The 24705-nt window shown below is 66.7% G+C and carries 18 protein-coding genes and 1 pseudogene; 8 read left to right on the top strand and 11 right to left on the bottom strand.

Features of this window, described 5'->3' with window-relative positions:
• Window positions 1-16: 16 nt before the first annotated feature.
• From ASF61_RS09300 to ASF61_RS09290, 3 genes are all read right to left on the bottom strand, one after another.
• A complete protein-coding gene (locus ASF61_RS09300; protein WP_056154353.1) occupies window positions 17-1372 on the bottom strand; it encodes an MFS transporter in 1356 nt (451 codons plus the stop codon).
• 35 nt (window positions 1373-1407) lie between these two features.
• Complete coding sequence (locus ASF61_RS09295) at window positions 1408-4086, bottom strand: TonB-dependent receptor (protein WP_056154348.1); 2679 nt, start codon at window positions 4084-4086, stop codon at window positions 1408-1410.
• A 204-nt stretch (window positions 4087-4290) separates the two neighbouring features.
• On the bottom strand, window positions 4291-5808 hold the full coding sequence (locus ASF61_RS09290) for an AMP nucleosidase (protein ID WP_056154345.1): 1518 nt from the start codon (window positions 5806-5808) through the stop codon (window positions 4291-4293).
• 220 nt (window positions 5809-6028) lie between these two features.
• Between ASF61_RS09290 and ASF61_RS09285 the strand changes: the two genes are divergently transcribed.
• Window positions 6029-10078: a Pls/PosA family non-ribosomal peptide synthetase gene (locus tag ASF61_RS09285; protein WP_056154343.1), complete on the top strand. Its 4050-nt coding sequence runs from the start codon at window positions 6029-6031 to the stop codon at window positions 10076-10078.
• 4 nt (window positions 10079-10082) lie between these two features.
• Window positions 10083-10679, top strand: a complete 597-nt coding sequence (locus ASF61_RS09280; protein ID WP_056154340.1) for a 4'-phosphopantetheinyl transferase superfamily protein — start codon at window positions 10083-10085, stop codon at window positions 10677-10679.
• Here the strand turns inward: ASF61_RS09280 and bla are convergent.
• Window positions 10666-11553, bottom strand: coding sequence for a class A beta-lactamase (gene bla / locus ASF61_RS09275; protein ID WP_056154337.1), 888 nt, complete (start codon window positions 11551-11553; stop codon window positions 10666-10668). The genes ASF61_RS09280 and bla overlap by 14 nt on opposite strands.
• Before the next feature lie 123 nt (window positions 11554-11676).
• A pseudogene (locus tag ASF61_RS09270) lies at window positions 11677-12186 on the bottom strand (DUF6622 family protein); the annotation flags it as partial.
• A gap of 243 nt (window positions 12187-12429) precedes the next feature.
• On the opposite strand from ASF61_RS09270, the gene ASF61_RS09265 reads away from it, so the two are divergent.
• Together ASF61_RS09265 and ASF61_RS09260 are read left to right on the top strand one after the other, a co-directional pair.
• Complete coding sequence (locus ASF61_RS09265) at window positions 12430-14325, top strand: DUF885 family protein (protein WP_056154331.1); 1896 nt, start codon at window positions 12430-12432, stop codon at window positions 14323-14325.
• 108 nt (window positions 14326-14433) lie between these two features.
• A complete protein-coding gene (locus ASF61_RS09260; RefSeq protein ID WP_056154329.1) occupies window positions 14434-15402 on the top strand; it encodes a M48 family metallopeptidase in 969 nt (322 codons plus the stop codon).
• A gap of 16 nt (window positions 15403-15418) precedes the next feature.
• Here ASF61_RS09260 and ASF61_RS09255 read toward each other — a convergent pair whose 3' ends face one another.
• Entirely contained in the window at window positions 15419-16414 is a 996-nt protein-coding gene (locus ASF61_RS09255; protein ID WP_229205776.1) for a LysR family transcriptional regulator, read from the bottom strand.
• A gap of 165 nt (window positions 16415-16579) precedes the next feature.
• On the opposite strand from ASF61_RS09255, the gene ASF61_RS09250 reads away from it, so the two are divergent.
• Genes ASF61_RS09250 through ASF61_RS09235 form a run of 4 tightly spaced genes read left to right on the top strand, consistent with a single transcriptional unit; the run spans window position 16580 to window position 19089 of the window.
• Window positions 16580-17209, top strand: a complete 630-nt coding sequence (locus ASF61_RS09250; RefSeq protein ID WP_056154324.1) for a response regulator transcription factor — start codon at window positions 16580-16582, stop codon at window positions 17207-17209.
• 35 nt (window positions 17210-17244) lie between these two features.
• A complete protein-coding gene (locus ASF61_RS09245; protein WP_056154322.1) occupies window positions 17245-18309 on the top strand; it encodes a nitronate monooxygenase family protein in 1065 nt (354 codons plus the stop codon).
• Window positions 18299-18694, top strand: coding sequence for a hypothetical protein (locus ASF61_RS09240; protein WP_229205775.1), 396 nt, complete (start codon window positions 18299-18301; stop codon window positions 18692-18694). The genes ASF61_RS09245 and ASF61_RS09240 overlap by 11 nt, the downstream gene beginning before the upstream one ends.
• Window positions 18691-19089: a GFA family protein gene (locus ASF61_RS09235; RefSeq protein ID WP_056154314.1), complete on the top strand. Its 399-nt coding sequence runs from the start codon at window positions 18691-18693 to the stop codon at window positions 19087-19089. The genes ASF61_RS09240 and ASF61_RS09235 overlap by 4 nt, the downstream gene beginning before the upstream one ends.
• A 16-nt stretch (window positions 19090-19105) precedes the next feature.
• Here ASF61_RS09235 and ASF61_RS09230 read toward each other — a convergent pair whose 3' ends face one another.
• From ASF61_RS09230 to ASF61_RS09210, 5 genes are all read right to left on the bottom strand, one after another.
• Window positions 19106-21142 carry a M13 family metallopeptidase gene (locus ASF61_RS09230; protein WP_056154311.1) on the bottom strand — a complete coding sequence of 679 codons (2037 nt, stop codon included), beginning with the start codon at window positions 21140-21142 and terminating at the stop codon, window positions 19106-19108.
• Window positions 21143-21300: 158 nt separating this feature from the next.
• Window positions 21301-21957 carry a YoaK family protein gene (locus ASF61_RS09225; protein ID WP_056154308.1) on the bottom strand — a complete coding sequence of 219 codons (657 nt, stop codon included), beginning with the start codon at window positions 21955-21957 and terminating at the stop codon, window positions 21301-21303.
• A 28-nt stretch (window positions 21958-21985) separates the two neighbouring features.
• Window positions 21986-22414, bottom strand: coding sequence for a DoxX family protein (locus tag ASF61_RS09220; RefSeq protein ID WP_156369508.1), 429 nt, complete (start codon window positions 22412-22414; stop codon window positions 21986-21988).
• Window positions 22414-24360: an amidohydrolase gene (locus ASF61_RS09215; protein ID WP_373994536.1), complete on the bottom strand. Its 1947-nt coding sequence runs from the start codon at window positions 24358-24360 to the stop codon at window positions 22414-22416. The genes ASF61_RS09220 and ASF61_RS09215 overlap by 1 nt, the downstream gene beginning before the upstream one ends.
• Window positions 24357-24623 carry a XapX domain-containing protein gene (locus ASF61_RS09210; RefSeq protein ID WP_056154303.1) on the bottom strand — a complete coding sequence of 89 codons (267 nt, stop codon included), beginning with the start codon at window positions 24621-24623 and terminating at the stop codon, window positions 24357-24359. The genes ASF61_RS09215 and ASF61_RS09210 overlap by 4 nt, the downstream gene beginning before the upstream one ends.
• Window positions 24624-24705 lie beyond the last annotated feature (82 nt).

Here is a 24705-nt window from a genome sequence, read left to right as displayed (position 1 = left end):
AGTAAGTTACAGGTATTTACAGTGTGGGGGCAGGCGAAGACTGCATCTGCTGCTTCACCTGCGCATAATAACGGTCCGTCACGCGGTAGCGGAACATCATCAGTCCCATCACGGTGTGGAAGAAGCCCGGGATCAGCGTCACCATCAGCACGATGCCGTGCAGCGCAAACGGCGTCTGTTCATGGTTGGGCGCGTACTGGAAATACGTAAGCAGCCACCCCACCAACACCCCGGCAATGCCCATGCCCGCTTTCTGACAGACCGAGATGCCGCCATAGGCAAAGCCCGATACGCGCTTGCCGGTCTTGACCTGGCCGTAATCGATCGTTTCGGCGATCGCCGACCAGAACACCGGCGCATGCAGGTCCACCACGAACGACAGCACGAAGTACAGCACGAACGCCAGCATCACATCGCCGGGCTTGACGACAAAATAGATCAGCGCACTGATCGCGCCGACCGCGATCTGCGACCAGCGGAACAGCTTGACCTTGCAATAGAACTTGGTGGTCCAGGTCGAGGCGATCATCGAGAGGATGGCCGCCACCACGCCGATCGACAGAAAGGTGGACACCGTGGCGGTATTCCCGCCCAGGTAGTACTTGGCGTAATAGATGGCGGCCGACGCCCGCACCACGTAGCCCACGGTGCCCACCACGCACACGCCGCACAGGATCAGCCACTGGTCGTTTTTCAGCAGCAGCTTGATCTGGTCGCCCAGCGGCTGGCGCTGCACCACGTGGCGTACCCGTTCGGTGGTGGCGAACACGCAGAACAGGAATAGCAGCACGCCCACCACGGCCATCACGGCCATCGCCGCCTGGTAGCCGACGGCCGGATTGCCGCCGCCCCAGCGCTCGGACAGGAACGGCACCACCACCGTCACCATGAAGGCGCCGATCTTGGCGAAGAACAGCCGGTAGCCGTTGGCCGACAGCCGGTCCTGCGGATCGTCGGTCAGGCTGCTGGGCAGCGAGATATACGCCACACCGACGCCGGACGTCATCAGGGTCATGATGATGTAGGTGGAATAGGCCCACACCAGCTTGGCGCTGTACGCCCAGTCCGGCGTGGTGAACACGAAGAACACGCTGACGCCGTACGGGATGGCCAGCGCCAGCAGCCAAGGACGGTAGCGGCCCATGCGCAGGCTGGTATAGCGGTCGGTCAGCTGGCCCACCACCAGGTCGCCGATGGCCCCTACCACCTTGACGACCAGGAACAGCAAGGCCAGGTCGGACGTCTTCAGACCGTAGATGTCGGTGTAGAAGAACGTGATGATCAACATCATCGACGAAATCACCACGTTCAGCGCCATGTCACCGGCGCCGAACCCCACTTTTTCCAACAGCGATAATTTTTGATTCGACATCTGCCTGCTACCTCTCCATCAATCCACCGGACTGCTTAATACTTGACATTCATCGACAGGCCCACCGTGCGATCGTAGCTGCGGGTATCGCGCGGGAAGATGTTCTCGTTATCCCAGTAATCGCGGTACTTGAAGTTGAGCAGATTGGTGCCGGTCAGGTTCAGCGTGACCTGCCTGGTCAGCTTGTAGCTGAGCGAGCCGTCGAGCGAGGAAATCGGTGCAGCAATCAGGTCCTTGCGCACCGGGTTGTTGACATCGGTCGAATCGCTGTATACCTGGGTGAACTTCGAGCGCCAGTTGTAGGCCAGCCGCGCCGACCACGCGTCCTTCTCGTACAGCCCGACGATGTTGTACGACAGCCGCGACATGCCGGCGAACGGCTTGTCGGCGATGGTAGGGTCGATCGACGAATCGACGCCGCCCTGGGTGTAGGTGACGTTGGCCTGCAGACCGAGGCCGCTCAGCCAGCCCGGCAAGGTGTCGTAGAACTGCTGGTACGCCAGTTCCACGCCCTGCAGGTGGCCCTTGTCGGTATTGAACGGACGGGTGACCGTGTAGTTGATACCCTGGTAGATCTCGCTCGAACGCTGGTTCATGATGTAACCGTCGAAATTATGACGGAACACGGTGCCGCTGACCGAGCCGGTGGACGCGAAATACCATTCGAGCGTGGCGTCGAAATTCTGGCCCGTGAACGGTTTCAGACCGGGATTGCCGCCGGACGCCGTGGCGGGCGTGGTGGTGACATTCGGATTGACGTAGGCGGTGGCCGGATTGAGTTGTGCAAAATCGGGGCGCGTGAGCGTCTTGTTGTACGCGAAACGGGCCAGCAGGTCCTTGCGGATCGCCAGTTTGAAGTTCGCGCTCGGCAGCACCTCGGTGCCCGAGGTGTCGATGCTGGTCGGCGCGTAGGTGGTCGTGGCGCCCGACGTCGTCGCATTATTGGCATTGATGGTCGAATCGGTCTTCGATACCCGCACGCCCACGACCCCGTCAACCGGGTAGGCACCGAGGTCAAAGCCGACCCGGGTCGTCACGTACGCTGCATAGTTCTTCTCGGTGTTCTCGAAGAACGACGCCGGATCGATCGCCCTCGCCGCAGCGTTGCCGGTAACGGCGGCCCGGATCGTGGCAGTGTTATTGACCAGGAAGTTCGCGCACGGCGTGGCCCATCCCGAAGTGCCGAAATTCTCCGACAGCGCCGGCGACGTGCACGACAGGCCGGGGATGCTGGCCATGGTGGCGGGATTCTGCGCCGGCACACTGCCTTCGAACGATTTGATCGAGCTGGCCTGGCGCTCGTTGTAGCGCACGCCGAAGTTCACGTCTTTCAGGAAGCCGTCGTTTTCCGGGGTCCAGGTGGCGTCCGCCCGCCAGTCGGTCGACTTGCCGCGATCGTAGCCATACCGGTCGAAGAACTGCGAAAGGACGATCTTGGTCGGGTCGGTCAGGCCGGCGCCCGTGTATTGCGCATACGGGCTCTTGTCGGCATTGGTCCGGATGGAAGCCGCCGCTGCGGTGGTGCTGGTGTCCAGGATCGGATTGACCCAGTCATACTTGCTGTTCGTCCTGGCCAGCTCGGTGCTGGCGCGCAGGCCTGGCGCCACGCGCCATTTGGCGCCGACGGCGCTTTGCCAGGTGGTGTTTTCGGAGGCACGCGCCTGCGTGGACAGGATGGTGTAGCTGTTGGTCGAATCGATGGTCTGCGCCTGGTCGGTGCCGGGGATCTTGGTGACCTTGATCTGATCCGGCGTCGTGGCCCAAGGCAGGCCGACAAAGAAATCGGTCTGGTCGTTGTTCTTGTACTTGGTGTACAGCCCTTCGGCGTACAGTTCCAGGTCCTTGTTGGGCTTCCACTGGAACGCATAGTTGGCTGCCTGCCGCTTGCGTTCGCCGTGCACGTTCTGCAGCCCCACCAGGTCGGGACCGGTGAGGTTGGGCGCCGCGAAGCTCTTATCGATCGGGAAGGTCTGGAACACGCGCTCTTCCTGGAAGCGGTCTTTCACCGACGACACGCCGAACAGGGCGCCCACTTCACCGAAACCGGTTTGCCAGCGGTTCGAGATCATGCCCGACAGTTCCGGATCGGTGGCGCCTGCCTTGTCCTTGTGCTTGGCGCCGACCTGCGCGCTGGCGGTAAAGTCCTTGAAGTCGAATGGCCGGTTGGTGCGCACGTCGATCACACCGGCGATGCCGCCTTCCACCTGATCGGCGCTTTGCGACTTGTAGACGTCCACCCGTTGCAGCATGGTGGACGGAATGTCGGCCAGCTGGATGTAGCGGCCGGTGGTGGTAAACATCTCGCGCCCGTTGAGCAGCGTGGCGATGCCGGGCAGGCCGCGGATCAGGACGGAGTTGGCTTCGCCGGCGTCGCGGCGCACCTGGATGCCGGTCACCCGGGCCAGGGTTTGCGCCACGTTCGTGTCCGGGAACTTGCCAATATCGTCGGCAACGATGGAATCGATGACGTTGTCGGCATCCTGCTTGAGCTTTTGCGCCGACTCGGCCGCCCGGCGCATGCCGGTGACGGTCACCACCGACACGTTGGCGTCGGCGGCGGTAGAGTTGGCGGCAGTGGCAGCCGGTGCGGCCTGCTGGGCCAGTACGGGCAAGGTGGTGAGCAGGCCGGCGGCGGCCAGCAGTGCGGCGCCCGACGTCAGGACCAGGCGATGCTGCGCGCAGGGCCGTGCGGCCCCGTAGTTCGAGGGTTTCATGTGTCTCCAGTGCTCGTCGTTATAGGGTCGTTACCCCGGCCTGTATCGGCCGATGAACCGATCTTATGGGCGCGCGCGAAAACAAACCAATCAATTTTTTGGCTTTTATGATATCGAAACCGGTATCAAGCCCTGCGCGCGGGCGTAAAAAAACCCGCGCGCGGCGGGCGGCGGGTGGCGGATCCGGGCGCGGCGGCGTGGCCGCTACTGGAAGGCGACCTCCGTAAAACTGCGCAATTTGCGGCTGTGCAGCTTGTCCACGCCGAGATTGCGCAGCATCTCCAGCGCCTTGATGCCGATGCGCAGGTGCTGGTCCACGCGGTCGCGGTAGAACTGGTTGGCCATGCCGGGCAGCTTGATCTCGCCGTGCATCGGCTTGTCGCTCACGCACAGCAGCGTGCCGTACGGGACGCGGAAGCGGAAACCGTTGGCAGCGATGGTTGCACTTTCCATGTCGAGCGCGATCGCGCGGCTCTGGCTGAAACGGCGCTCGGGCGTGCGCTGCGGCAGCAGCTCCCAGTTGCGGTTGTCGGTGCTGGCCACGGTCCCGGTGCGCATCACGCGTTTCAGGTCATGGCCGGTGAGCTGGGTCACCTCGGCCACCGCCGCCTCGATTGCCACCTGCACCTCCGCCAGCGGCGGGATCGGCACCCACAGCGGCAGGTCTTCGTCGAGCACATGGTCTTCGCGCACGTAGCCGTGGGCCAGCACGTAGTCGCCCAGTTCCTGGGTGTTGCGCAACCCGGCGCAGTGGCCCAGCATCAGCCAGCAGTGCGGGCGCAGCACGGCGATGTGGTCGGTAATGGTCTTGGCGTTGGCCGGACCGACGCCGATATTGACCATCGAGATGCCCGAACCGTCGGCGCGGATCAGGTGATAGCCGGGCATCTGCGGCAGCCGTGGCGGCTGGGTGCCGTAGGCGTCGCCCGGCGCCACCGACTGGCCCACGCGGCGCGTCACCAGGTTGCCCGGTTCCACGAAGGCGATGTAGGCATTGTCCCCTTCCCCTGCCGCCTGGCCCATCAGCTCATGACCGAGCTTGACGAATTCGTCGATGTAGAACTGGTAATTGGTAAACAGGACGAACTTCTGGAAGTGTTCGCACGAGGTGCCCGTGTAATGGCGCAGCCGCTGCAGCGAGTAGTCCACGCGCGGCGCCGTAAACAGCGCCAGCGGCTGCGCCTCGCCCGGCGCCGGCTCGTGGGTGCCGTTGGCGATGCCGTCGTCCATCGCGGCCAGGTTGGGCAGGTCGAACACGTCGCGCATCAGCAGGCGCCGCTCCATCGTCAGGCTGCCTTCTATATGTTCGTGCTCGGCGAACGAGAAGTGGATCGGGATCGGCTGGGCGCTGGTGCCGACCTCGATGCGCACCTGCTGGCGGTGCCCGTGATTTTTCAGCAGCAGCTTGAACTGCTGGATGTAATAGCGCTTGAACAGGTCGGGCCGGGTCACGGTGGTTTCATACGTGCCCGGGCCGGCCACGAAGCCGAACGCCAGGCGCGAATCGGCGCGGGCCACGGTATCGGTGTGGACCCGCACGAACGGGTAGCAGGCGCGCACGTGGTCGCCCACGTCTTCACCGGCCACGAAGCGCTTCATGGCATCGCGCAGGTGCTCGATGCCGGCGTCGTAAATGGTCAGCACCTGGTCGAACGCAGCTTCGGGATCGTCGAACTGCACGGGTGCGATGAACGGTCGGTTCGAAGGACGGATCGGTGACATACGACTCCTTAAAAGATAGCTCTGAAAGGAACCTCGTAAAACCTGCTGCGCGATCCGCTAGGGTTTTCCGAGGTTCGCTGAATGGCATTGTAAGGGCTGCCAGCCGAAGTTGCATCCAGTTGCACACCGTTGCAGATTTCTCCTTACGGCTAAGACAGGTCAGCGGTAAAACGGGTGGCCGTGGCGTACAATGATCGCCTCTCATCCACACTTTTTCAGCATGACCGAGCCAGCACCGCAGGGCCTTGATCCACGCCATCCCAGCCGCCATCCCGACATCCTGTTCGGGCCGCCCGACGATGCGTTGCTGCGCGAGGAAATTCTCGCCGACTTGCTCGAAGCAAGCGCCGCGCGCGCGCCCGAACAGCCGGCGCTGATCTTCGGCGACCGCACCCTGACCTACCGCGAGCTGGACGCCCGGGCCGCCCTGGTGGCGGCCCGCCTGATCGCCGCCGGCGTGCGGCCCGGCCAGATCGTCGGCCTGTGGCTGCCGCGCGGGATCGACCTGCTGGTGGCGCAGGCCGGCATCGCCAAGGCCGGCGCGGCCTGGCTGCCGGTCGATGAAGACACGCCGGTCGAGCGTTTGCAGGTATGCCTCGACGACGCCGACGGCGCCGGCGTGGTCACCAGCGCCGCGCTGGCCCCGCGCCTGGCCCCGGTCGGCCGGCCCGCCTGGACCATCGAGGCGCTGCTGGCCGCCCGCGGGGCGGACGAGCTGCTGGCCACGCGCGGTCCGGTCTCGCCCGATGCGCCGGCGTACGTGATCTACACGTCCGGCTCCACCGGCAAGCCGAAAGGCATCCTGATCTCCCAGCGCAGCATCTGCCACTTCCTGCGCAGCGAGAATGCGGTGCTGCAGGTGACCGCCGCCGACAAGGTGTACCAGGGCTTTTCGGTGGCTTTCGACATGTCGTTCGAGGAAATCTGGATTTCCTACCTGGCCGGCGCCACGCTGTGGATCGGCCCCAAGGACATCAGCGGCGACCCGGAAACGCTGCCGCGCATGCTCGACGCCCACCAGGTCACGGTGCTGCACGCCGTACCCACGCTGCTGGCGCTGTTCAACCAGGAGGTGCCGTCGCTGCGCCTGATTAACCTGGGCGGCGAAGCGTGCCCGGAGTCGCTGGTGGAGCGCTGGTCGCGCCCGGGCCGGCAGATGTTCAACACCTACGGCCCGACCGAAGCGACGGTGTCGGCCAGCCTGGCGCGCCTGCGCCCCGGCCACCCGGTCACCATCGGCACGCCGCTGCCCAATTACGGCTTGCTGGTGATCGAGGCCAACCCGGAGGCCGGCGCCCTGCGTCTGCTGCCCGTCGGCGAGGTCGGCGAACTGTGTATCACGGGACCGGGCCTGGCAGCCGGCTACCTGGGCCGGCCCGACCTGACGGCGGAAAAATTCCTGGCCAACCCGTGGTCCAGCGGCGTGCACGACAGCCGCCTGTACCGCACCGGCGACCTGGCGCGCATCGGCACCGACGGCGAGGTGACTTGCCTGGGCCGCGCCGACGACCAGGTCAAGATCCGCGGGTTCCGCGTGGAGCTGGGCGAGATCGAAGCGCTGCTGGCGCAGCAGCCGGGCGTGGGCACGGTGGCGGTGCTGCTGCGCAAGGACGACGGCATCGATCAGCTGGTGGCCTATCTGGTGCCGGAAGCAGGCGTGACGCTCGATCCGAAGAGCCTGCGCGCGGCGCTGGCGGCGACCTTGCCCCCTTATATGGTGCCGGGCCGCTACGAGATGCAGGCAGCCATGCCGCGCCTGACCTCCGGCAAGATCGACCGCAAGGCGCTCAAGGCCATGCCGCTGTCGGCGCCGCCGGCCGGCAGCGCGGCCGAATCGGACCTGCCCGAAACGCCGGCCGAAGCCGCGCTGTTCGCGGCGCTGGCCGCGCTGTTCCCCGGCCAGCCCATCCTGCGCCAGGCCGACTTTTTCTCCGACCTCGGCGGCCACTCGTTCTTTGCTGCGCGACTGGCCTCGAGCCTGCGCGCCGATCCGCGCTTCGCCCACATGACGGTGCGCGACATCTACCAGCAGCGCCAGGTCGGCAAGATCGCCCGGGCCCTGGCCGACGGCGCCAGCGATGCCGGCGCGGCGCGCGCCGAAGTCGAATGGACACCGCCCGCCACCGCGCGGCGCTGGCTCTGCGGACTGGCGCAGGCGGCGGCCATGCCGGGACTGGTGGCGCTGCGCATGGCGCAGTGGCTGGCGCCATTCTTCACCTACCACTTCTTCACGGGTGACCCCGGCGACTCGGTCGCACGCGCGATTGCCGCCTCGGTCGGCGTGTTCCTGATCGCCACGGTGCTCGAATTCGCCATCGCCATCGGCGGCAAATGGCTGATCGCCGGGCGCCTGCAGCCGGGCGAATACCCGCTGTGGAGCCTGACCTATTACCGCTGGTGGCTGGCCGACCGGCTGGTGGAGGCGGCGCCGGCCTACCTGCTGGCCGGATCGTCGCTGAACAACTGGTGGCTGCGCGCACTCGGCGCCAGGATCGGCAAGGATGTCACCATCGGTTCGATGACCTTGCGCGCGCCGGACCTGTTCAGCGTGGGCGACTTCGTCAGCATCGGCAACGCCGTCAATTTCGAGAACGCGCGGGTCGAGCGCGGCGTGCTCAAACTGGGCCGCATCGTGCTGGCGCGCGACGCCTGCGTCAGCTCGTTCGCTGTCCTGGAAGGCAATACCCGCATCGACGCCCAGGGCCACCTCGAGGGCCAGTCGGCGCTCGGCGACGGCGCCCACGTACCGGCCGGCCGGCTCTGGGCCGGTTCGCCGGCTGCCGATGCGGGCGCCTTCGATCCGGCGCGCCTGCCGCCGCGTCCGACCGTCACCGCGGCGCGCAGCCTGCTCGAAGGCGGCTTTTTCGTATTCGGCATCCTGCTCATCGTCACGCTGTTCTTCATGCCGGTGTTCCCGAGCTTCGTGCTGATCGACTGGTTCGACGAGGCAGGCTGGATGCCGTGGCTGCAGGGCGAAGGCATGGGCATCCGCCTGCTGCGCTATTTCGTGCTGGCCTTCCCGGCCAGCACGGTGCTGATCGTGCTGACTGCGCTGCTGTCGGCCGGCATCCGCTGGACCGTGCTGCCGCGCCTCAAGCCCGGCCGCTCGGCAGTGCACAGCAACACCTACTGCGCCAAGTGGCTGGTGAGCCAGATCCAGGAATCGAGCCTGAACGTCCTGCACGGCATCTACGCCACCGTGTTTGCACCGTACTGGTACCGGCTGCTGGGCGCCAAGGTGGGCAAGGATGCGGAAATCTCGACCGCGCTGGGCGTGGTGCCCGACATGCTCACGCTCGGCGACGAAACCTTCATCGCCGACGCGGTGATGCTGGGCGACGAGGAAATCGACGGCGGCTGGATGACCATGCAGCCCACCGTGGTCTCGAACCGCAGCTTCGTCGGCAACGGCGCCTACATCCCGGACGGCACCGTGCTGCCGGAACAGGTGCTGATCGGCGTGCACTCGCGCGCGCCGGGCAACGCCCGCATGAACACCGGCGACACCTGGCTCGGCTCCCCGCCCCTGAACCTGCCCGCGCGCGAGCAGACCAGCGGCTATCCCGAATCGCTGACCTTCCACCCGTCGCCGTTGCGGCGCCTGGGGCGCGGCCTGATCGAGGCATTCCGCATCGTCGCGCCGCACGCGCTGGTGATCGCGGTCGGCTACACGGTGGTGCTGGAAGTGATGCCGGCGGCCGGCGCCGGCCGCTGGGCCGAGGTGATCTGGGACCTGACGCTGGCGGGCCTGGTGTACGGCGTCGGCAATTATGTGTTCGTGGTGCTGCTCAAGTGGCTGCTGATCGGCCGTTACCGCAAGCAGTCGGAGCCGATGTGGACGCCGTTCGTCTGGCTGTCCGAAGGCGTGACCAATCTGTACGAAGGGATCGCGGTGCCGAACTTCATGCGCTACCTGCGCGGCACGCCGTGGCTGCCGCTGGCCTTCAACCTGCTCGGTGCGAAGATCGGCAAGGGCGTGTACATGGATACCACCGACATCACCGAATTCGACTGCGTGCGCATCGGCGACTACAGCGAACTCAATGCCCTCACCTGCCCGCAAACCCACTTGTTCGAAGACCGGGTGATGAAGATCGACGGGGTCGACATCGGCGAACGGGTCTACCTGGGTCCGCGCAGCGCTGTACTTTACAGCGCGGTCGTCGGCCGCAATGCGCGTCTCGGCCCCTTCACGCTGGTGATGAAGGGCGAGCATATTCCCGCCAACGGCAACTGGGCCGGCTGTCCCGCCGCGCCAGCAAAGGCATAAAACAATGACCACCATCGATCAATTGACAGTCCATGCCTGGCCCGGCGCCACGCCGGCCATCACCGACGGCGTGTTCGTGATCCGGCTGACCACCGGCGAGCAGCGCGAAGAAGCGCGCCAGCAGCTGCGCCAGGCACTGGCCGAGGCCCTCGGCGTGCTGCTCGAGACGCCGCCGCGCGAGATCGAGATCGAAGCGTTTCCCGGCGCAGCGCCGGTGGTGGTGCTGCCCGATGGCCGGCGCCTGCACTGCTCGTTCGCGCACGATGGCGGCATGTCGCTGGCGGCAGTGTGCTTCAACGGACCGGTGGGCGTGGACCTGATGCTGGCGGAAGAGGTGGCGGGCTGGGAGGCGGTGGCGCGCGATTACCTGGGACCGGAGACAACTGCGCGCATCGCCGCCACGCCGCGCGCCGAGCGCGATGCCGCATTCGCGCAGGCCTGGACGGCGCGCGAGGCGCACCTGAAGTGGCTGGGCGTAGGGCTGGACGAGTGGCCGGCGCACAGCCAGTCGTCGGGGGCGACCGTGACACTCGATTTGCCCGACAACCTGGTGGGCACCCTGGTGTACACCCAGGGCGCGGCCACGACTAGGCCAGCTTGAACGCTTCCACCACCACCCTGGCCGCTGCAGCCAGTATCTCCGCATTGGCGGCGTCGTCCCTGCCCGGCTGCGTGAAGTAGAGCGCCATCACCACCGGCGCCTTCCCGGGCGGCCATACCACGCCGATATCGATGGTGGTGCCATGGGCGCCGGTGCCGGTCTTGTCTCCCACCTGCCAGTCGAACGGCACGCCGGCGCGGATGCGCGTGTCGCCGGTGGTGTTCCCGACCAGCCATTCGGTCAGCTGCTTGCGCTTGTCCACCGTCAGCGCCGGTCCCAGCGTGACGCCTTGCAGCGATTTCATCATTGCCAACGGGGTGGTGGTGTCGCGCGGGTCGCCCGGAATCGCGGTACTGAGGTCGGTTTCCCAGCGGTCGAGACGGAAGGCCTTGTCGCCGATCGTGCGCGCAAACGCAGTCACGCCGGCCGGGCCCTTGACCAGTTTCATCAAAAGGTTGGCGGCGGTATTGTCGCTGTACTGGATGGCTGCCGCACACAGCTCGCCGACCGTCATGCCGTCCGCCAGGTTCTGGCCCGTGACCGGCGAATACGTCACCAGGTCGGCCGCCTTGTACCGGATGCGCCGGTCCAGCAGCGACGGCTCCTGGTGCAGGATGGCGGCCGCCAGCATGGCCTTGAAGCTGCTGCACAACGGGAAGCGTTCGTCGCCGCGATGGGACAGGATGGCGCCATCGGCCGTGTTGATGGCCGCGACCCCGAGCCGTCCCTTGCTGTCCGTCTCCAGGCGCGCCAGTTGCGCGGCGGGCGACAGGACGGTTGCAGCCGGCGGCCGGTCCAGCAGTTCGGCGGCGCCGGCCACTGGCGCGGCAACGAGCGCCAGCAGCATGGCGCGGCGGGTAATGGTACAGGTCATGGCAACATCGCAAACGTCAGGCAGTTGGTCGGTTAGTTGGTCGGCTAGTTATATAGCATGCATGGCCATCATACCATCGGCCGGCAGCAGCGCTGCGCGGTGTGCCGGACAGGGCGCCGTCGCTCAGGCGGCGACGGACACCGGCTGGCGCAGCCAGGCCGACAGGTAGCGCGCCAGGCGGCCGGCGAAAATACCGTTGAATAGGCCATACACGGCGCAGGTGGCGACCGCCACTGCCCCGCCGTGGGCGGCGGCAGGATCGATGGTCAACAGCACCGCGACGGTGTACCTGGTGGCGAAGATGCCCATCATCAGGGCCAGCGGCGCCCAGCTGCCGCGCTGCACGACCATACCCTGCGCGCGGTCGACCGCGATCGCGGCGCCGGTCATCCGCCACGCCAGGACCGCGCCGGCACCCGCTCCCGCCAGCCAGCAGGCCCAGACGGCGGCGCCGCCGCCGAAGGTGTGCTGCATGCCGCTCACGGACAGGTACAGCATCACGGCGGGAAGCACGAACAGCGCACGCAGGCTCACTTCGCGGTCGCGCGATGCCAGGCAGCCGCGGTACACCAGGAAGGCCAGCAGCGCCCAGACGTAGAGGGGGGTGTGAGCAAGGATGTGGTGCAACATGTCGGACTCCTGTGAGGTGCGGTTGGGATGACCGCACTATGCCCGCGCCAGCTCTGCCGCAGGAAACCATGCGACCAAACGTCTGGCGGCGGCGCCAACTGCACGCTGGCGACGCCAACTGCAGCTTTCTCTGCATTAACCCCGCCTTAAACCGCACGCAATTCCCATTGACACCGATCGGCGCGGCACGCTATGGTCATCCTCGCACTGTTTTTTCGCAACTATTGCCCAAGAAAAAAGGATGTCATGAGCCACCAGCCCCAGAATCTCTCCCGCCGCACGCTGTTATTGTCCGCCCTCTCCGCCACCGCCGTCTCGGCGTTGCCAGGCCTGGCCCTGGGCCGGGGCCAGGCTGCGGCAGGCAATGTGGCGCCGGTCGTTGCGGGGCCGGGCGATGCCACGTTCGCCAAGCTGCTCGACACGTTCGCCGACGAAATCCTGCGCCTGTCGCCGTCCACCGCCACCTCGCTGGGGCTGGACAAGGGCGCGCGCGCCGATCTCAAGTCGAAGCTGGAAAACGTCAGCCGCGCCGGCGACGCGGCCTGGGCCAGCCAGGTCAAGTCCATGCTCAAGCGGCTCGATGCGGTGGACCGCGTCAAGCTCGGTCCCGACGCCCAGCTGCGCTATGACACCGTGCGCTACGCCGCCGACGAAGGCGTGCAAGGCCTGCGCTTCAGCTACGGCGGCGCGGCCGGCGGATTCAACGGCAGCGCCGCGCCCTACCCGGTCACGCAGCAGGACGGCGCCATCGTGCGGGTGCCGGAATTTCTGCATTCCCAGCACCAGATCGCCAACGTGGCCGACGCCAATGCCTACCTGGACCGCCTGACCGCCCTGGCGCGCATGCTGGAACAGGAAAATACGCGCATCACCAACCAGGCGGCGCGCGGCATCATGCCGCCCGACTTCATCGCCCGCACCGCGCTGGGCCAGCTGCGCGAATTCCGCAAGACCCCGGTGGGTCAGCAAAAGCTGGTGCAGTCGCTGGTGGACCGCACCCAGAAGCTCGGCATCGACGGCGACTGGGCGGCGCGTGCCGCCAGGCTGGTCGAGCGCCAGGTGTACCCGGCGCTGGACCGCCAGATCAAGGCCCTGGCTGCAGCGACCGCCAAGTCCACCGACGTGCCGGGCGTGCACCGCCTGCCCGACGGCGACGCCTATTATGAATGGGCGCTGCGCCTCGGTACGTCCACCCGCCTGTCGGCCAAGGAAATCCACGAGATCGGCATGGAGCAGAACCTGGCGCTGCAGGCGCGCATCGACACCATCCTGAAAGCCCAGGGCATGACCCAGGGCACGGTGGGCGCGCGCCTGCTGGCGCTGACCAAGGACCCCAAGCGCTTCTATGCCGACAACGACAAGGGCCGCGACGAACTGATCGCCTACTGCAACGAGCGGGTGGAAGCGATCCGCGACCTGATGCCGAAGATCTCGCGCATGAACCTGAAGGTGCCGCTCGAAATCAAGCGGGTGCCGATCGATATCGAGGCTGGCGCGCCGCTCGGCTATATGAACTTCGCCGCGCTCGACGGCAGCCGGCCGGCGATCTATTACATCAACCTGAAATCGACCACGCTGTGGCCGAAGCCGGAACTGGCCACGCTCACGGCGCACGAGGGGCTGCCGGGCCACGCCTTCCAGGGCGCCTACCTGGCCGAGCGTCACGACAGCCTGCCGCTGATGTCGTCGCTGATCGGCTTCAATGCCTTCATCGAGGGCTGGGCGCTGTATGCCGAGCAGCTGGTCGATGAACTGGGCCTGTATGCCAGGGACCCGTTCAGCCAGATCGGTTACCTGCAGGCGCAGCAGTTCCGCGCGTGCCGGCTGGTGGTCGATACCGGCATGCACGCGATGAAATGGCGGCGCGACCAGGCGATCCGCTTCCTGGTCGAAAACACGGGCCGCGGCGAGCAGGCCATGACCAGCGAGATCGACCGCTACAGCGTGTCGCCGGGCCAGGCCTGCGGCTACAAGGTCGGCCATAACGAGATCCTGCGCCAGCGCGAACGGGCGCGCGCTGCGCTGGGCAGCCGTTTCGACCTGCCCGGCTTCAACGATGCGCTGGTGCAAAGCTGCGGCGTGCCGCTGACGGTGCTGCCGTCCGTGATCGACCGCTACATCGCTGCCGCCCAGCGTAGCTGATCGAAGCCGGTGCGGTGCATCGCCATTCTGTGGCGCACCGCACCACCGGACCATTGAAAACGGCGTAAGCTGGCCACATTTTAGGGTTGTTCCAACAGGAGATCCGTCATGAACAGTAAAACCATTGCCACCCGCCTCACGTTTGCCGCAGCGCTGGCGCTGTCGGCGCCCGTGTTCGCGGCCTCCCCGTCCGTGCACGACGTCTATCTGGCTGCGGAGGCGGGCAAATTCACCGAAGCCCAGGCCATGATGGACCAGGTGCTCAAGGAACATCCGAACAGCTCGCAGGCGCACTTTGTCGAGGCCGAGCTGCTGGCCAAGCAGGGCAAGTTTGCCGCCGCCCAGCAGTCGCTGGCCACTGCCGAGCGGCTATCGCCCGGGCTGCCGAAGGTGAACGCGACCTCGGTCGCCAACCTCAAAGCGCTGATCGCCAAGGGTGAACGGGGTGCGGTCGGCACCTCGTCGCCCGGCTACAGCCAGCAGGCGCCCGGTAACCGCGTCGGTCACGACAGCGGCGGCTACGCCAACCGCGCCGACGCCCCGCGCGCCAGCGCCGGCATTCCGTGGGGTAGCGTGCTGCTGATCGGCGGCCTGCTGGTGGGCTTCATCTTCGTGGCGTCGCGCTTCATGCAACGGCGCCAGCAGCAGCAAGGCGGCATGGGCAACCTCGGCAACGGTGGCGGCTACAACCCCGGCTTCAACACCGGCAATCCGCCAGCGCCCGGCTATCCGCCTGGCGGCTACCCGCAACAGGGCTACCCGCAGCAGGGTTATCCTCAGCAAGGCTATCCGCAGCAAGGTCCGGGCATGGGTTCGCGCATCATGGGCGGCCTGGCGACCGGCGCTGCGGTGGGCGCGGGTTTCATGGCAGCCGAGGCGATCGCCCGCAATATGGGCGGCAACCACGGCGCCAATGACAGCGGCGCCACCGACGGCGGCCGCAACGACATTATCTACGAGGATCCGAACCGCAGCAATATCGTGGCGAACGACGACATGGGCGGCAGCGATTTCGGCGTCAGCGGCGGCTGGGATGACGGCGGCAGTGGCGGTGGCGGCGGCGACGACTGGAACTGACCGCACGGATCATCCATCACGGGGCGCGCGCCGCAACCGCGCGCGCTGCCCCTGCCCCTGCCCCTGCCTTCACCATCGCAACATCCCAATACGGCGGATCGCCGAAAAACTCCCGCAAATGATTGATCAGCAACTGCGCCTTGGCGTGGTTGGAACGCCCCGGCATGTGCACGGCATGGATCGCCGACTCGTCCGGGTCGTGGCGCAGCGGCGCCCTGCCGCTGGCCGGCACCAGCGGCGCCATCGGGAATACCGGCACCAGCTTGCCGGCGACGATGGCATCGCTGACCATCCAGTTGGCCAGGTGGATGATGCCGGCGCCGGCCAGCGCCGCATGCATCAGGGTGTCGGTATCGTCGCAGCTGAACGCCGCCTTGACCGGCAAGGGCTGGTTGTGGTTGACGCCCTCGAAGCGCCACCAGGCGCGCGGCGACTTGCCCACCATCGACAGGCACTGGTGCTGTAACAGGTCGAGCGGCGTGGCCGGCCAGCCGTGACGTGCGAGGTAGGCCGGGCTGGCGCTGACCACGCGGTGCTGCGGCGCCAGCCGGGTGGCCACCAGCTCGCCGCTGGGGGCGACCCCGGCGCGCAGCGCCACATCGACGCGCTGCTCGGTCAGGTCCACGACGCTGTCGCCCACCAGCAATTGCACTTGCAGCAGAGGATAGCGGGCGACCAGGCTGGCAATGGCCGGCGCCGCGTGCAGCCGTGCAAAGCCGGCCGGCGCCGTCACGGTCAGCAGGCCGCGCGGCTCCGGTCCCACGTCCTGCACGGCAGCCATGCCTTCGGCCAGTTCCGACAACACCGCGCGGGCGCGCGGCAGAAAACGCTCGCCGGCGTCGGTCAGCACGACCTGCCGTGTCCCGCGCACCAGCAGCCGCGCGCCGAGATGCGCCTCGAGTGCATCGAGCTTGCGCGATACCGACGACACCGACAGTTTCAGGTCGGCCGCCGCGCGCGACAGGCTGCGCTGCTCGACCACTGCCACTAAGCAGTGCAAGCTATCGATCAAATCTCCTCCTGTTTGCAAAAAATGCAAAGTTGGTTTGCATGCGTAGCTATTGTGCCATTCTTTAGGGAGAGGCATACTTTGCCGGCACATAGCACACTACTGGTTACTACGCGCTAGCTACCCGGTATGTCAGCCCGTTTTTCTCAATAAAGTACTCGTTACAGCATGCACTCTCCGCGCCCCATTTCTGTCCTTGTCGTCGACGACCACCCACTGCTGCGGGCCGGGCTGGGCGAGGCCATTTCCAGCCAGGACGATATGCACCTGGCCGGCGAAGCGGGCAACGGTCGGGAAGCGGTCGAACGCTACCAGCAGCTGCGTCCCGATGTCACCATCATGGATATCGCGATGCCCGAGCTCGACGGCGTGACCGCCCTGCAGCGCATCCGCGGCCACCACAGCGAAGCCCGCGTGATCATGCTGACCACCTACAAGGGCGACGCCCAGATCCTGCGCGCGGTACAAGCGGGCGCAGCCGGCTTCCTGCTCAAGAGCACGCTGCGGCGCGAGCTGCTCGATACCGTGCGCGGCGTGCACATCGGTCAGCGCCGCATCCCGCCCGAAATCGCCATGGAGCTGGCGCAGCACATGGGGCAAGGCCCGCTGAGCCCGCGCGAGCTCGAAGTGCTGAACCACGCTGCCGGCGGCAATTCCAACCGCCGCATCGCCGAACACCTGTCGATTTCCGAAGAAACCGTCAAGGCCCACATGAAAAACGTGCTGTCCAAGCTCGCTGCCAACGACCGCACGCACGCGGTGACGATTGCACTCAAGCGCGGCATCATTACGATATAAAATCGTCGCTCCACCATACCCAAGGAGCCGGCGCCATGGCCGCCTTACACCCGTTCTTCCGCCAGCTCGGCGTGCACCATCCGCTCATCGGTGCGCCGATGGCGGCCTTCTCCACGCCGGCGCTGGCCGCTGCAGTCACCAATGCCGGCGGCCTCGGTTCGCTGGCCATCGGCGCCAGCACCGTGGAGCAATCGCGCCAGATGATCGCAGCGACGCAGGCGCTCACTGCCGGCCCGTTCAACGTCAATGTCTTTTGCCACGCGCCGGCCAGGCGCGACGCCGCCCGCGAAGCGGCGTGGATCGCCTGGCTGGCGCCGCTGTTCGCCGAGGTCGGCGGCGCCCCGCCCACGGCGCTCACGGAAATCTACCGCAGCTTTGTCGAGGACGAGCCCACGTTCCGCCTGCTGCTCGCACTGCGGCCGGCGGTGGTGAGCTTTCACTTCGGCTTGCCGCCCGCCCCCTGGCTGGCGGCGCTGCGCGCGGCAGGCATCCGCACCATGGCCACGGCCACCAGCGTCGATGAGGCGCGGCGCATCGAGCAGGCCGGCGTCGACGCCATCGTGGCCCAGGGCGTGGAAGCCGGCGGCCACCGCGGCGTGTTCGATCCGGACGCCCGCGACGAACGGCTCAGCACTGCGGTGCTGCTGCGCCTGCTGGCCAGGCACACGTCGCTGCCGCTGATCGCCGCCGGCGGCATCATGGACGGCGCCGGCATCCGCGCGGCGCTGGACCTGGGCGCGGCCGGCGCGCAGCTCGGTACGGCCTTTCTGCTGTGCCCCGAGTCTGCCGCCAATGCAGCGTATCGCGCCATGCTCACCAGCGACCGCGCCGCCCATACCGGGCTGACTGCCGCCATCTCGGGTCGGCTGGCGCGCGGCATCGTCAACCGGCTCATGCTGCACGGCGATGCGCCCGGCGCACCGCCGGCAGCCGATTACCCGCTCGCGTACGACGCCGGCAAGCAGCTCCACGCAGCCGCCAGCAAGGACGGCAACCACGAGTTCGCGGCCCACTGGGCCGGACAGGGCGCGCCGCTGATCCGCGCGATGCCGGCAGCGCAGCTGGTGCAGGTCCTGATGGCGGAATCCGGTGGCTGCTAGCGAGGCATTGGCCACGTACGGCGCCGGCACCGGACAACGCATCGGCCTGGCGATCGTGTTCGTCTGGTTCTTCGTCGGCGGTATCGCGCACTTTGCCGCCACCAACCTCGAAGCCACCATCGTGCCGCCCTATATTCCGTGGCCGGTCGCGGCAGTGCTGGTGAGCGGCGTGTTCGAGCTGCTGGGCGCAGTCGGCATCCTGATACCGGGGCTGCGGCGGGCCGCAGGGATCGGCCTGTTTCTGCTGACGCTGGTGGTAACACCGGCCCACATCTATATGCTGCAACAACCGGAGCTGTTCAAGGTGCCGCTGTGGGCGCTGCTGGCCCTGATCGCGTGGAGCACCTGGCGCCCGCGTGCGCGCAAGCTGCCGGAGGCGGCATGAAAACCTATCACGGCAGCTGCCATTGCGGCGCCGTGCGTTTCGCTGCCGACATCGACCTGGGCGCCGGCACCATCAAGTGCAACTGCTCGTTCTGCGCCAAGCTGCGCTTCTGGCCGGCGATCGTCGCGCCGAACGCGTTCCGGCTGCTGGCGGGCGAAGCGGCGCTGGGCGACTACCGTTTTCTGAGCGGCACCGAGCAGCACCGGTTCTGCCGGCACTGCGGCATCCACGCGTTCGGCATCGGCCGCTCGCCGCGCTGGGGTCCGTTTTATGCGGTCAACCTGGCGTGCCTGGACGACGCCACGCCCGACGAGCTGGCAGCGGCCCCGGTCACCTACCTCGATGGCAGGAACGAAAACTGGGACACGCCGCCGGCGGCAGTGCGCCACCTGTGAGCGGCCGCAGCCGCCCTTACCACATCAGCACGCGCTGCTCCGGCGGCAGGTACATCGGGTCGCCCGGCTTGATGTCGAACGCCTGGTAAAAGCCCGGCTGGTTCATCACCGTGCCCTTGGCGCGGAATTCGCCGGGCGAATGCGGGTCGCTCTTGATCTGGGCAATCGCCGCTTCCGGGCGCAGCTTGGCGCGCCATTTCTGTGCGAAGCCGATATAGAGCCGCTGCTCACCGGTCAGGCCGTCGATCACGGGCGACGGCTTGCCGCCCAGCGAGCGCTGGTAAGCGCGGTAGGTCAGCGACAGGCCGGAGTTGTCGCCGATGTTTTCGCCCAGCGTCAGCTCGCCGTTGATGTGGTAGCCGGGCACCGGGCTGTAGGCGCCGTATTGTTTGACCAGGCCGGCGGCGCGGGCCTTGAAGGCGGCACGGTCGGCCGGCGTCCACCAGTCGCGCAGGCGGCCGCGGACATCGTACTGGCTGCCGGAATCGTCGAAGGCATGGCTGATCTCGTGACCGAAGGTGATGCCCAGCAGGCCGTAGTTGACGGCGTCTTCGGCCTTGACGTTGAAGAACGGCGGCTGCAGGATGGCGGCCGGAATCGTGATCGCATTCAGCGCCGGGCTGTAGCTGGCGTTCACGGTTTGCGGCGTCATCGACCATTCGTCGCGGTCCACCGGCTTGCCCAGCTTGTCGAGGTTGTATTGCCGGCTCCAGGCCCGCGCGGCGCGCACATTGGCGACCAGGTCGCGTGGCTGGGTTGTCATGCTGCTGTAATCGCGCCAGCGGTCGGGATAGGCGATCTTCGGCTTGAGCGCGGCCAGCTTGAGCTGCGCTTCCTTCTTGGTCTCGGCGCTCATCCAGTCTAGGTGGTCGATGCCATCCCTGAACGATGCCACGAAATTGTCGAACATGGCCATCACGCGCGGCCGGGTTTCCGGCGGCAGGTACATCGCCACGTATTTTTTGCCGACCGCGTCGCCGAGCGCGCCGTCGGTGAATTTCAGCGCCAGCTGCCACAGCGGTTCGCTTTGCGGCACGCCGCGCAAGGTCGTGCCCTCGAAGGCGAAGCGCTCCCTGACGGCAGCGCTGTCCAGGTACGACGCATAGCTCTCGATGATGCGCCAGTGCAGGTAGCTCTTCCAGGCGTCGAGCGGCACGCTGGCGAAGGTGTCGGCAAAGCCGGTCAGAAAGCCCGGCTGGCGCACCACCGCCGAGGTTTCCTTGTCCGCATAGCCGGCGGCAGCGAAATACGCCTGCCAGTCGAAGGCCGGCGCCAGTGTGGCGAACTGGGCGAAATCCACCCGGTTGTACGACTTGACCGGGTCGCGCATCTGCACCCGGGTCCACTGCACGCGGGCCAGCCGGGTTTCGATATCGAGCACCTGGGCCGCGTGCGCGGCGGCTTGGCGGTCGCCGCTCATGGTCAGCATGGTGGCGATATGCTGCAGATACTTGTCGCGCACGCCCTTGAGCCTGGCGTCATCGTCCTTCAGGTAGTAGTCGCGGTCGGGCAGCCCCAGGCCGGACTGGCTGATGTTGATCGTGTAGCGGTCCGGATCGTGCGCATCGGGCGCCACGTAGGCGGCAAACGGGGTCTGCACGCCGCTGCCTTGCAGCTGGGCGAACAGGGCCGGCAGTTCGCGCTTGTCGCGCACGGCGCTGACTCGGCCCAGTTCGGCCTTGAGCGGCTTGAAGCCGGCCGCGTTGCGCGCCTTTTCATCGAGATAGCTGGTGTACAGGTCGGCGATCTTGCGGGTGTCGCTGCCGGCCTTGCCCGGATGCTTGACGGCGTCTTCCATCAATGCGCGCAGCTGGCGCTGGGCAATCTCGCGCAGCTCGGTGTAGGTGCCCCAGGTCGATTTGTCGGCCGGGATCTCGGTATTGCGGGCCCAGATGCCGTTGACATAACTATAGAAATCGACCTTGGGGCTGACGGCCGGATCGAGAGTGTTGAGGTCGATGCCGGACACCGGCGCCGCCGGCTCGGCAAACGACGACGGGGAGGACAAGGCAAGCAAGGCGCAGCAGGCGGCGCTGATCAGCGTTCGGTACACGGTGTTCCCTTCAAATATGATCTCGATGCATGCCAGTGTTGGTTACACCGGCAATGCGACAAACGATTATACCTGCGGGGTAACAGCCGACACAGCAGCGAAATGTATATGCGCGGATACAAACCGGCGCGGCCCGGTCCGACGGCGGCAGCGGCCCTTCAATCCCTGGTGACGACCGCCATCCCCACCAGCACCAGGCACGGCAGCAGCAAGCCGCTGAAGCCGAACGCCAGGTAACCATACGCGCCCAGGATGCAGCCGACCGCGAACGCCAGCACCGGCCGTGCCAGCGCCTTGCAGCGGATCAGGGCAGCCCCGTCGCCGCGCAGCGCGTCGGTCAGTTCGATCACCAGTTGGGTGACATTGCCGGTCATGACCGTGGTGGCAGCCGCTTTACCGAGCAGTAGCTTGCCGTAGGCGTTTTGCGTGGCCATGGCGCCGGCGCACAGCATGCCGGTGAGCAGGCTCATCGGCTGATGGGCATTGGCCATCGGCGACGCCAGCACACCGCACGCCAGCCCGGCGCACAGCAGCACCAGCTGCAGCAGATAGCTGTTGCGCAGCGCCGGGCGGCTGCTGCGCTCCCAGTGCAGGATCAGCATGCGCGCAATCGCCACGAATACGATGAACACCGGGAACACCAGCAATTTCGGGATGATGTCGTAGGCCGGCTCCACCAGCGCCCGGCCGATCAGCACGAAGTTGCCGGTGACGTGGGCCGTAAAGAGCCCGAACAGGGCGATGAAGCCCAGCGTATCGACATAGCCGCCCAAAAATGCCAGCGCGATGCCCTGCTTGATGTTACCGCGTTCCATGCTTACCTCGTTCCATTGTTATCCATTGTTATTGTGTCGCATTGTGTCGTCCTTCCTGCAGGTCGAGCCAGGCCACCAGCAGGAAGGCGCCTGCCAGGCCCAGGTGTTCGAAAAAGCTGTTGGCAGCCGCGAAGCGCGCCGCGCCGGCCATCTCCCAGAAACGGTTGGCCATCAGCGTGGCCAGCACCGTAAATATTGCCAGGTAGCCGGCGCCGAGCCAGCGGTACCAGCCGGCCACGATCATCAGCGAGGCGCCCAGTTCGCCGATGATGACGACCGCCGCCATCGGCGCCGCCGGCGTCACGCCGAAGTGCTGCATTTCGGCGATGGCCGCGTTGAAATCGGCCAGCTTGTCGATGCCGCCCTGCAGGTATGCCGAGCAGAGCAGCAGCAGGCAGACCCGGGGCACCCACGGGGCGCGCAGGCAAGCCGGCAAGACCGGTGGCGACCGGCCCATCACACGGCCCAGCAGGCGCAGCCGAGCGCCCCCCAGAAGCTCTTCAGGTCCGAGGTGGGCAGCTTGCTGGTCCAGGCCGATGCATGCTGGTGGCCATGGACGTTGCAGGCATTGGCGCAGCCGCAGGCCGCGGCCTGGGCGCGCAGCTGCTCCTGCTGCTGCCGGCGTTTTTCCAGCTCCTGCCGGCCGGCGCGGTTGTTGGCAATCTGTTCTCCCCAGCCGGCGTAGCCGCCGAAGCGGCGCACCGGCGACCAGTCCGGCATGGCGGGCGGCGGTGGCGTATCGTGGGCGGCAAAGCGGCCGGCCGCGTACACGATCTTGCCGCCGACGATGGTCAGTTCGGACGTCAGCTCGCTGATCTCGCTCTCAGCGCAGGCATAGAAATCCTTGTCCGGCACGATCAGGTCGGCCAGCTGCCCTGCCTCGATGCGGCCTTTCTTGCCTTCTTCGTTCGAGAACCAGGTGGTGTTCTCGGTCCACATGCGCAGCGCCGTTTCACGGTCCAGGCAGTTGGCGCGCGGGTACAGCTGCATGCCGCTCACGGTCTTGCCGGTGATCAGCCACGCCAGCGACACCCACGGGTTGTACGACGCAACGCGGGTGGCGTCGGTGCCAGCGGAGGTCTTGACGCCGGCTTCGAGGATTTTCTTGACCGGCGGCGTCGCCTCGGCCGCACCGTGACCGTAGCGCTCGACGAAGTACTCGCCCTGGTAGGCCATGCGGTGCTGCACGGCCACGCCGCCGCCCAGCGCGGCGATGCGGTCGATCGAGCGCTCGGAAATGGTTTCAGCGTGGTCGAAGAACCAGTTCAGGCCTGCCAGCGGCATGTCCTGGTTGACGCGCTCAAACACGTCGAGCGCGCGGCTGATGGTCTCGTCGTAGGTCGCGTGCATGCGCCACGGCCAGCGGTTCTGCGCCAGGATGCGCACCACGCCTTCGAGGTCGTCTTCCATGGTCTCCGGCATGTCGGGACGCGGCTCGCGGAAGTCCTCGAAGTCGGCCGCCGAAAAGGTCAGCATTTCGCCGGCGCCGTTGTGGCGGAAGTAGTCGTCGCCCTGCTGGTACGTGACGCTCTGGGTCCAGTTGAGGAAGTCTTCCTTTTCCTGCTTCGGCTTCTGGGTAAACAGGTTGTAGGCCAGGCGGATGGTCAGCTGCTTGGCGTCCGACAGCTGCTGGATCACCTGGTAGTCGTCCGGGTAGTTCTGGAAACCGCCGCCGGCATCGATCACGCCGGTGATGCCGAGGCGATTGAGTTCGCGCATGAAGTGGCGCGTGGAATTGACCTGGTACTCGAGCGGCAGCTTGGGGCCCTTGGCCAGCGTCGCGTACAGGATGGCCGCATTCGGCTTGGCCAGCAGCAGCCCGGTAGGATTGCCGGCGCCGTCGCGCAGGATCTGGCCGCCCGGCGGTTCCGGCGTCTCGCGCGTGTAGCCGACGGCGCGCAGCGCGGCGCCGTTGAGCAGCGCGCGGTCGTACAGGTGCAGGATGAACACCGGCGTATCGGGCGCCACGGCGTTCAGTTCCGCGATCGTGGGCAGGCGCTTTTCGGCAAACTGGTGCTCGGTGAAGCCGCCCACCACGCGCACCCATTGCGGTGCGGGGGTGATGTCCACCTGCGCCTTGAGCATGGCCATGGCGTCGGCCAGGCTGCGCACGCCGTCCCAGCGCAGTTCGAGGTTGAAATTGAGGCCGCCGCGGATGATGTGGCAGTGGTTGTCGATCAGGCCGGGCAGCACGCGCTTGCCGTGCAGGTCGATCACCCGGGTGGCGGGACCGGCCAGCGCCATGATCTCGTCGGCGCGGCCCACGTGGGTAAAGCGGCCGTCCTTGATGGCCACCGCCTCGGCGTGCGGATTGCTGCGGTCGAGCGTGGTGAACAGGCCGCGATGCAGGATCAGGTCAGGCACATCATTGGTAACAGCTTGCGACATAGCGTGCGACATCATGCGCTCCTTTTGGCTTGATCGGATTGTTGGGCAGTGGGCAGCTTGCCAAAGCAGTGCGGCTTGACGTGGTCTGCCACCCACGAGACCTTGGTGGCCTCGGGCTTGATCCAGGTGCGCACCAGCGGCGGGATCTGTTCGCCGATCAGGATGCCGGCCAGGCCGAGCAGGGCGATCACCGGCGGCGCCGGCGAGCGGACATTCAACAGGGCGTAGATGACGCCGACCAGCAGGCCGGTGGCAATCGAGATGATATACATCCTCATGGCGGACAACTCCTCAAAAATTCAGACTGTACTGGTTGACGCTGGCCGCCGCACCTGTCTTTGGACAGGGCGCACCGCAGCA

This window comes from Duganella sp. Leaf126 (assembly GCF_001423125.1).
Classification (GTDB): domain Bacteria; phylum Pseudomonadota; class Gammaproteobacteria; order Burkholderiales; family Burkholderiaceae_D; genus Rugamonas.
The sequence above is the reverse complement of the archived record's forward strand: the minus strand, read 5'-3'. Positions and strand labels throughout refer to the sequence as shown.

What these genes read in the sequence shown, in the direction of transcription:
- ASF61_RS09285 (WP_056154343.1), top strand. Translation starts at nt 6,029, where the DNA reads ATGACCGAGCCAGCACCGCAGGGCCTTGATCCACGCCATCCCAGCCGC.
- bla (WP_056154337.1), bottom strand. Translation starts at nt 11,553, where the DNA reads ATGACCTGTACCATTACCCGCCGCGCCATGCTGCTGGCGCTCGTTGCC.
- ASF61_RS09215 (WP_373994536.1), bottom strand. Translation starts at nt 24,360, where the DNA reads ATGATGTCGCACGCTATGTCGCAAGCTGTTACCAATGATGTGCCTGAC.
- ASF61_RS09220 (WP_156369508.1), bottom strand. Translation starts at nt 22,414, where the DNA reads ATGGGCCGGTCGCCACCGGTCTTGCCGGCTTGCCTGCGCGCCCCGTGG.
- ASF61_RS09225 (WP_056154308.1), bottom strand. Translation starts at nt 21,957, where the DNA reads ATGGAACGCGGTAACATCAAGCAGGGCATCGCGCTGGCATTTTTGGGC.
- ASF61_RS09300 (WP_056154353.1), bottom strand. Translation starts at nt 1,372, where the DNA reads ATGTCGAATCAAAAATTATCGCTGTTGGAAAAAGTGGGGTTCGGCGCC.
- ASF61_RS09260 (WP_056154329.1), top strand. Translation starts at nt 14,434, where the DNA reads ATGAACAGTAAAACCATTGCCACCCGCCTCACGTTTGCCGCAGCGCTG.
- ASF61_RS09265 (WP_056154331.1), top strand. Translation starts at nt 12,430, where the DNA reads ATGAGCCACCAGCCCCAGAATCTCTCCCGCCGCACGCTGTTATTGTCC.
- ASF61_RS09290 (WP_056154345.1), bottom strand. Translation starts at nt 5,808, where the DNA reads ATGTCACCGATCCGTCCTTCGAACCGACCGTTCATCGCACCCGTGCAG.
- ASF61_RS09250 (WP_056154324.1), top strand. Translation starts at nt 16,580, where the DNA reads ATGCACTCTCCGCGCCCCATTTCTGTCCTTGTCGTCGACGACCACCCA.
- ASF61_RS09280 (WP_056154340.1), top strand. Translation starts at nt 10,083, where the DNA reads ATGACCACCATCGATCAATTGACAGTCCATGCCTGGCCCGGCGCCACG.
- ASF61_RS09210 (WP_056154303.1), bottom strand. Translation starts at nt 24,623, where the DNA reads ATGAGGATGTATATCATCTCGATTGCCACCGGCCTGCTGGTCGGCGTC.
- ASF61_RS09235 (WP_056154314.1), top strand. Translation starts at nt 18,691, where the DNA reads ATGAAAACCTATCACGGCAGCTGCCATTGCGGCGCCGTGCGTTTCGCT.
- ASF61_RS09295 (WP_056154348.1), bottom strand. Translation starts at nt 4,086, where the DNA reads ATGAAACCCTCGAACTACGGGGCCGCACGGCCCTGCGCGCAGCATCGC.
- ASF61_RS09245 (WP_056154322.1), top strand. Translation starts at nt 17,245, where the DNA reads ATGGCCGCCTTACACCCGTTCTTCCGCCAGCTCGGCGTGCACCATCCG.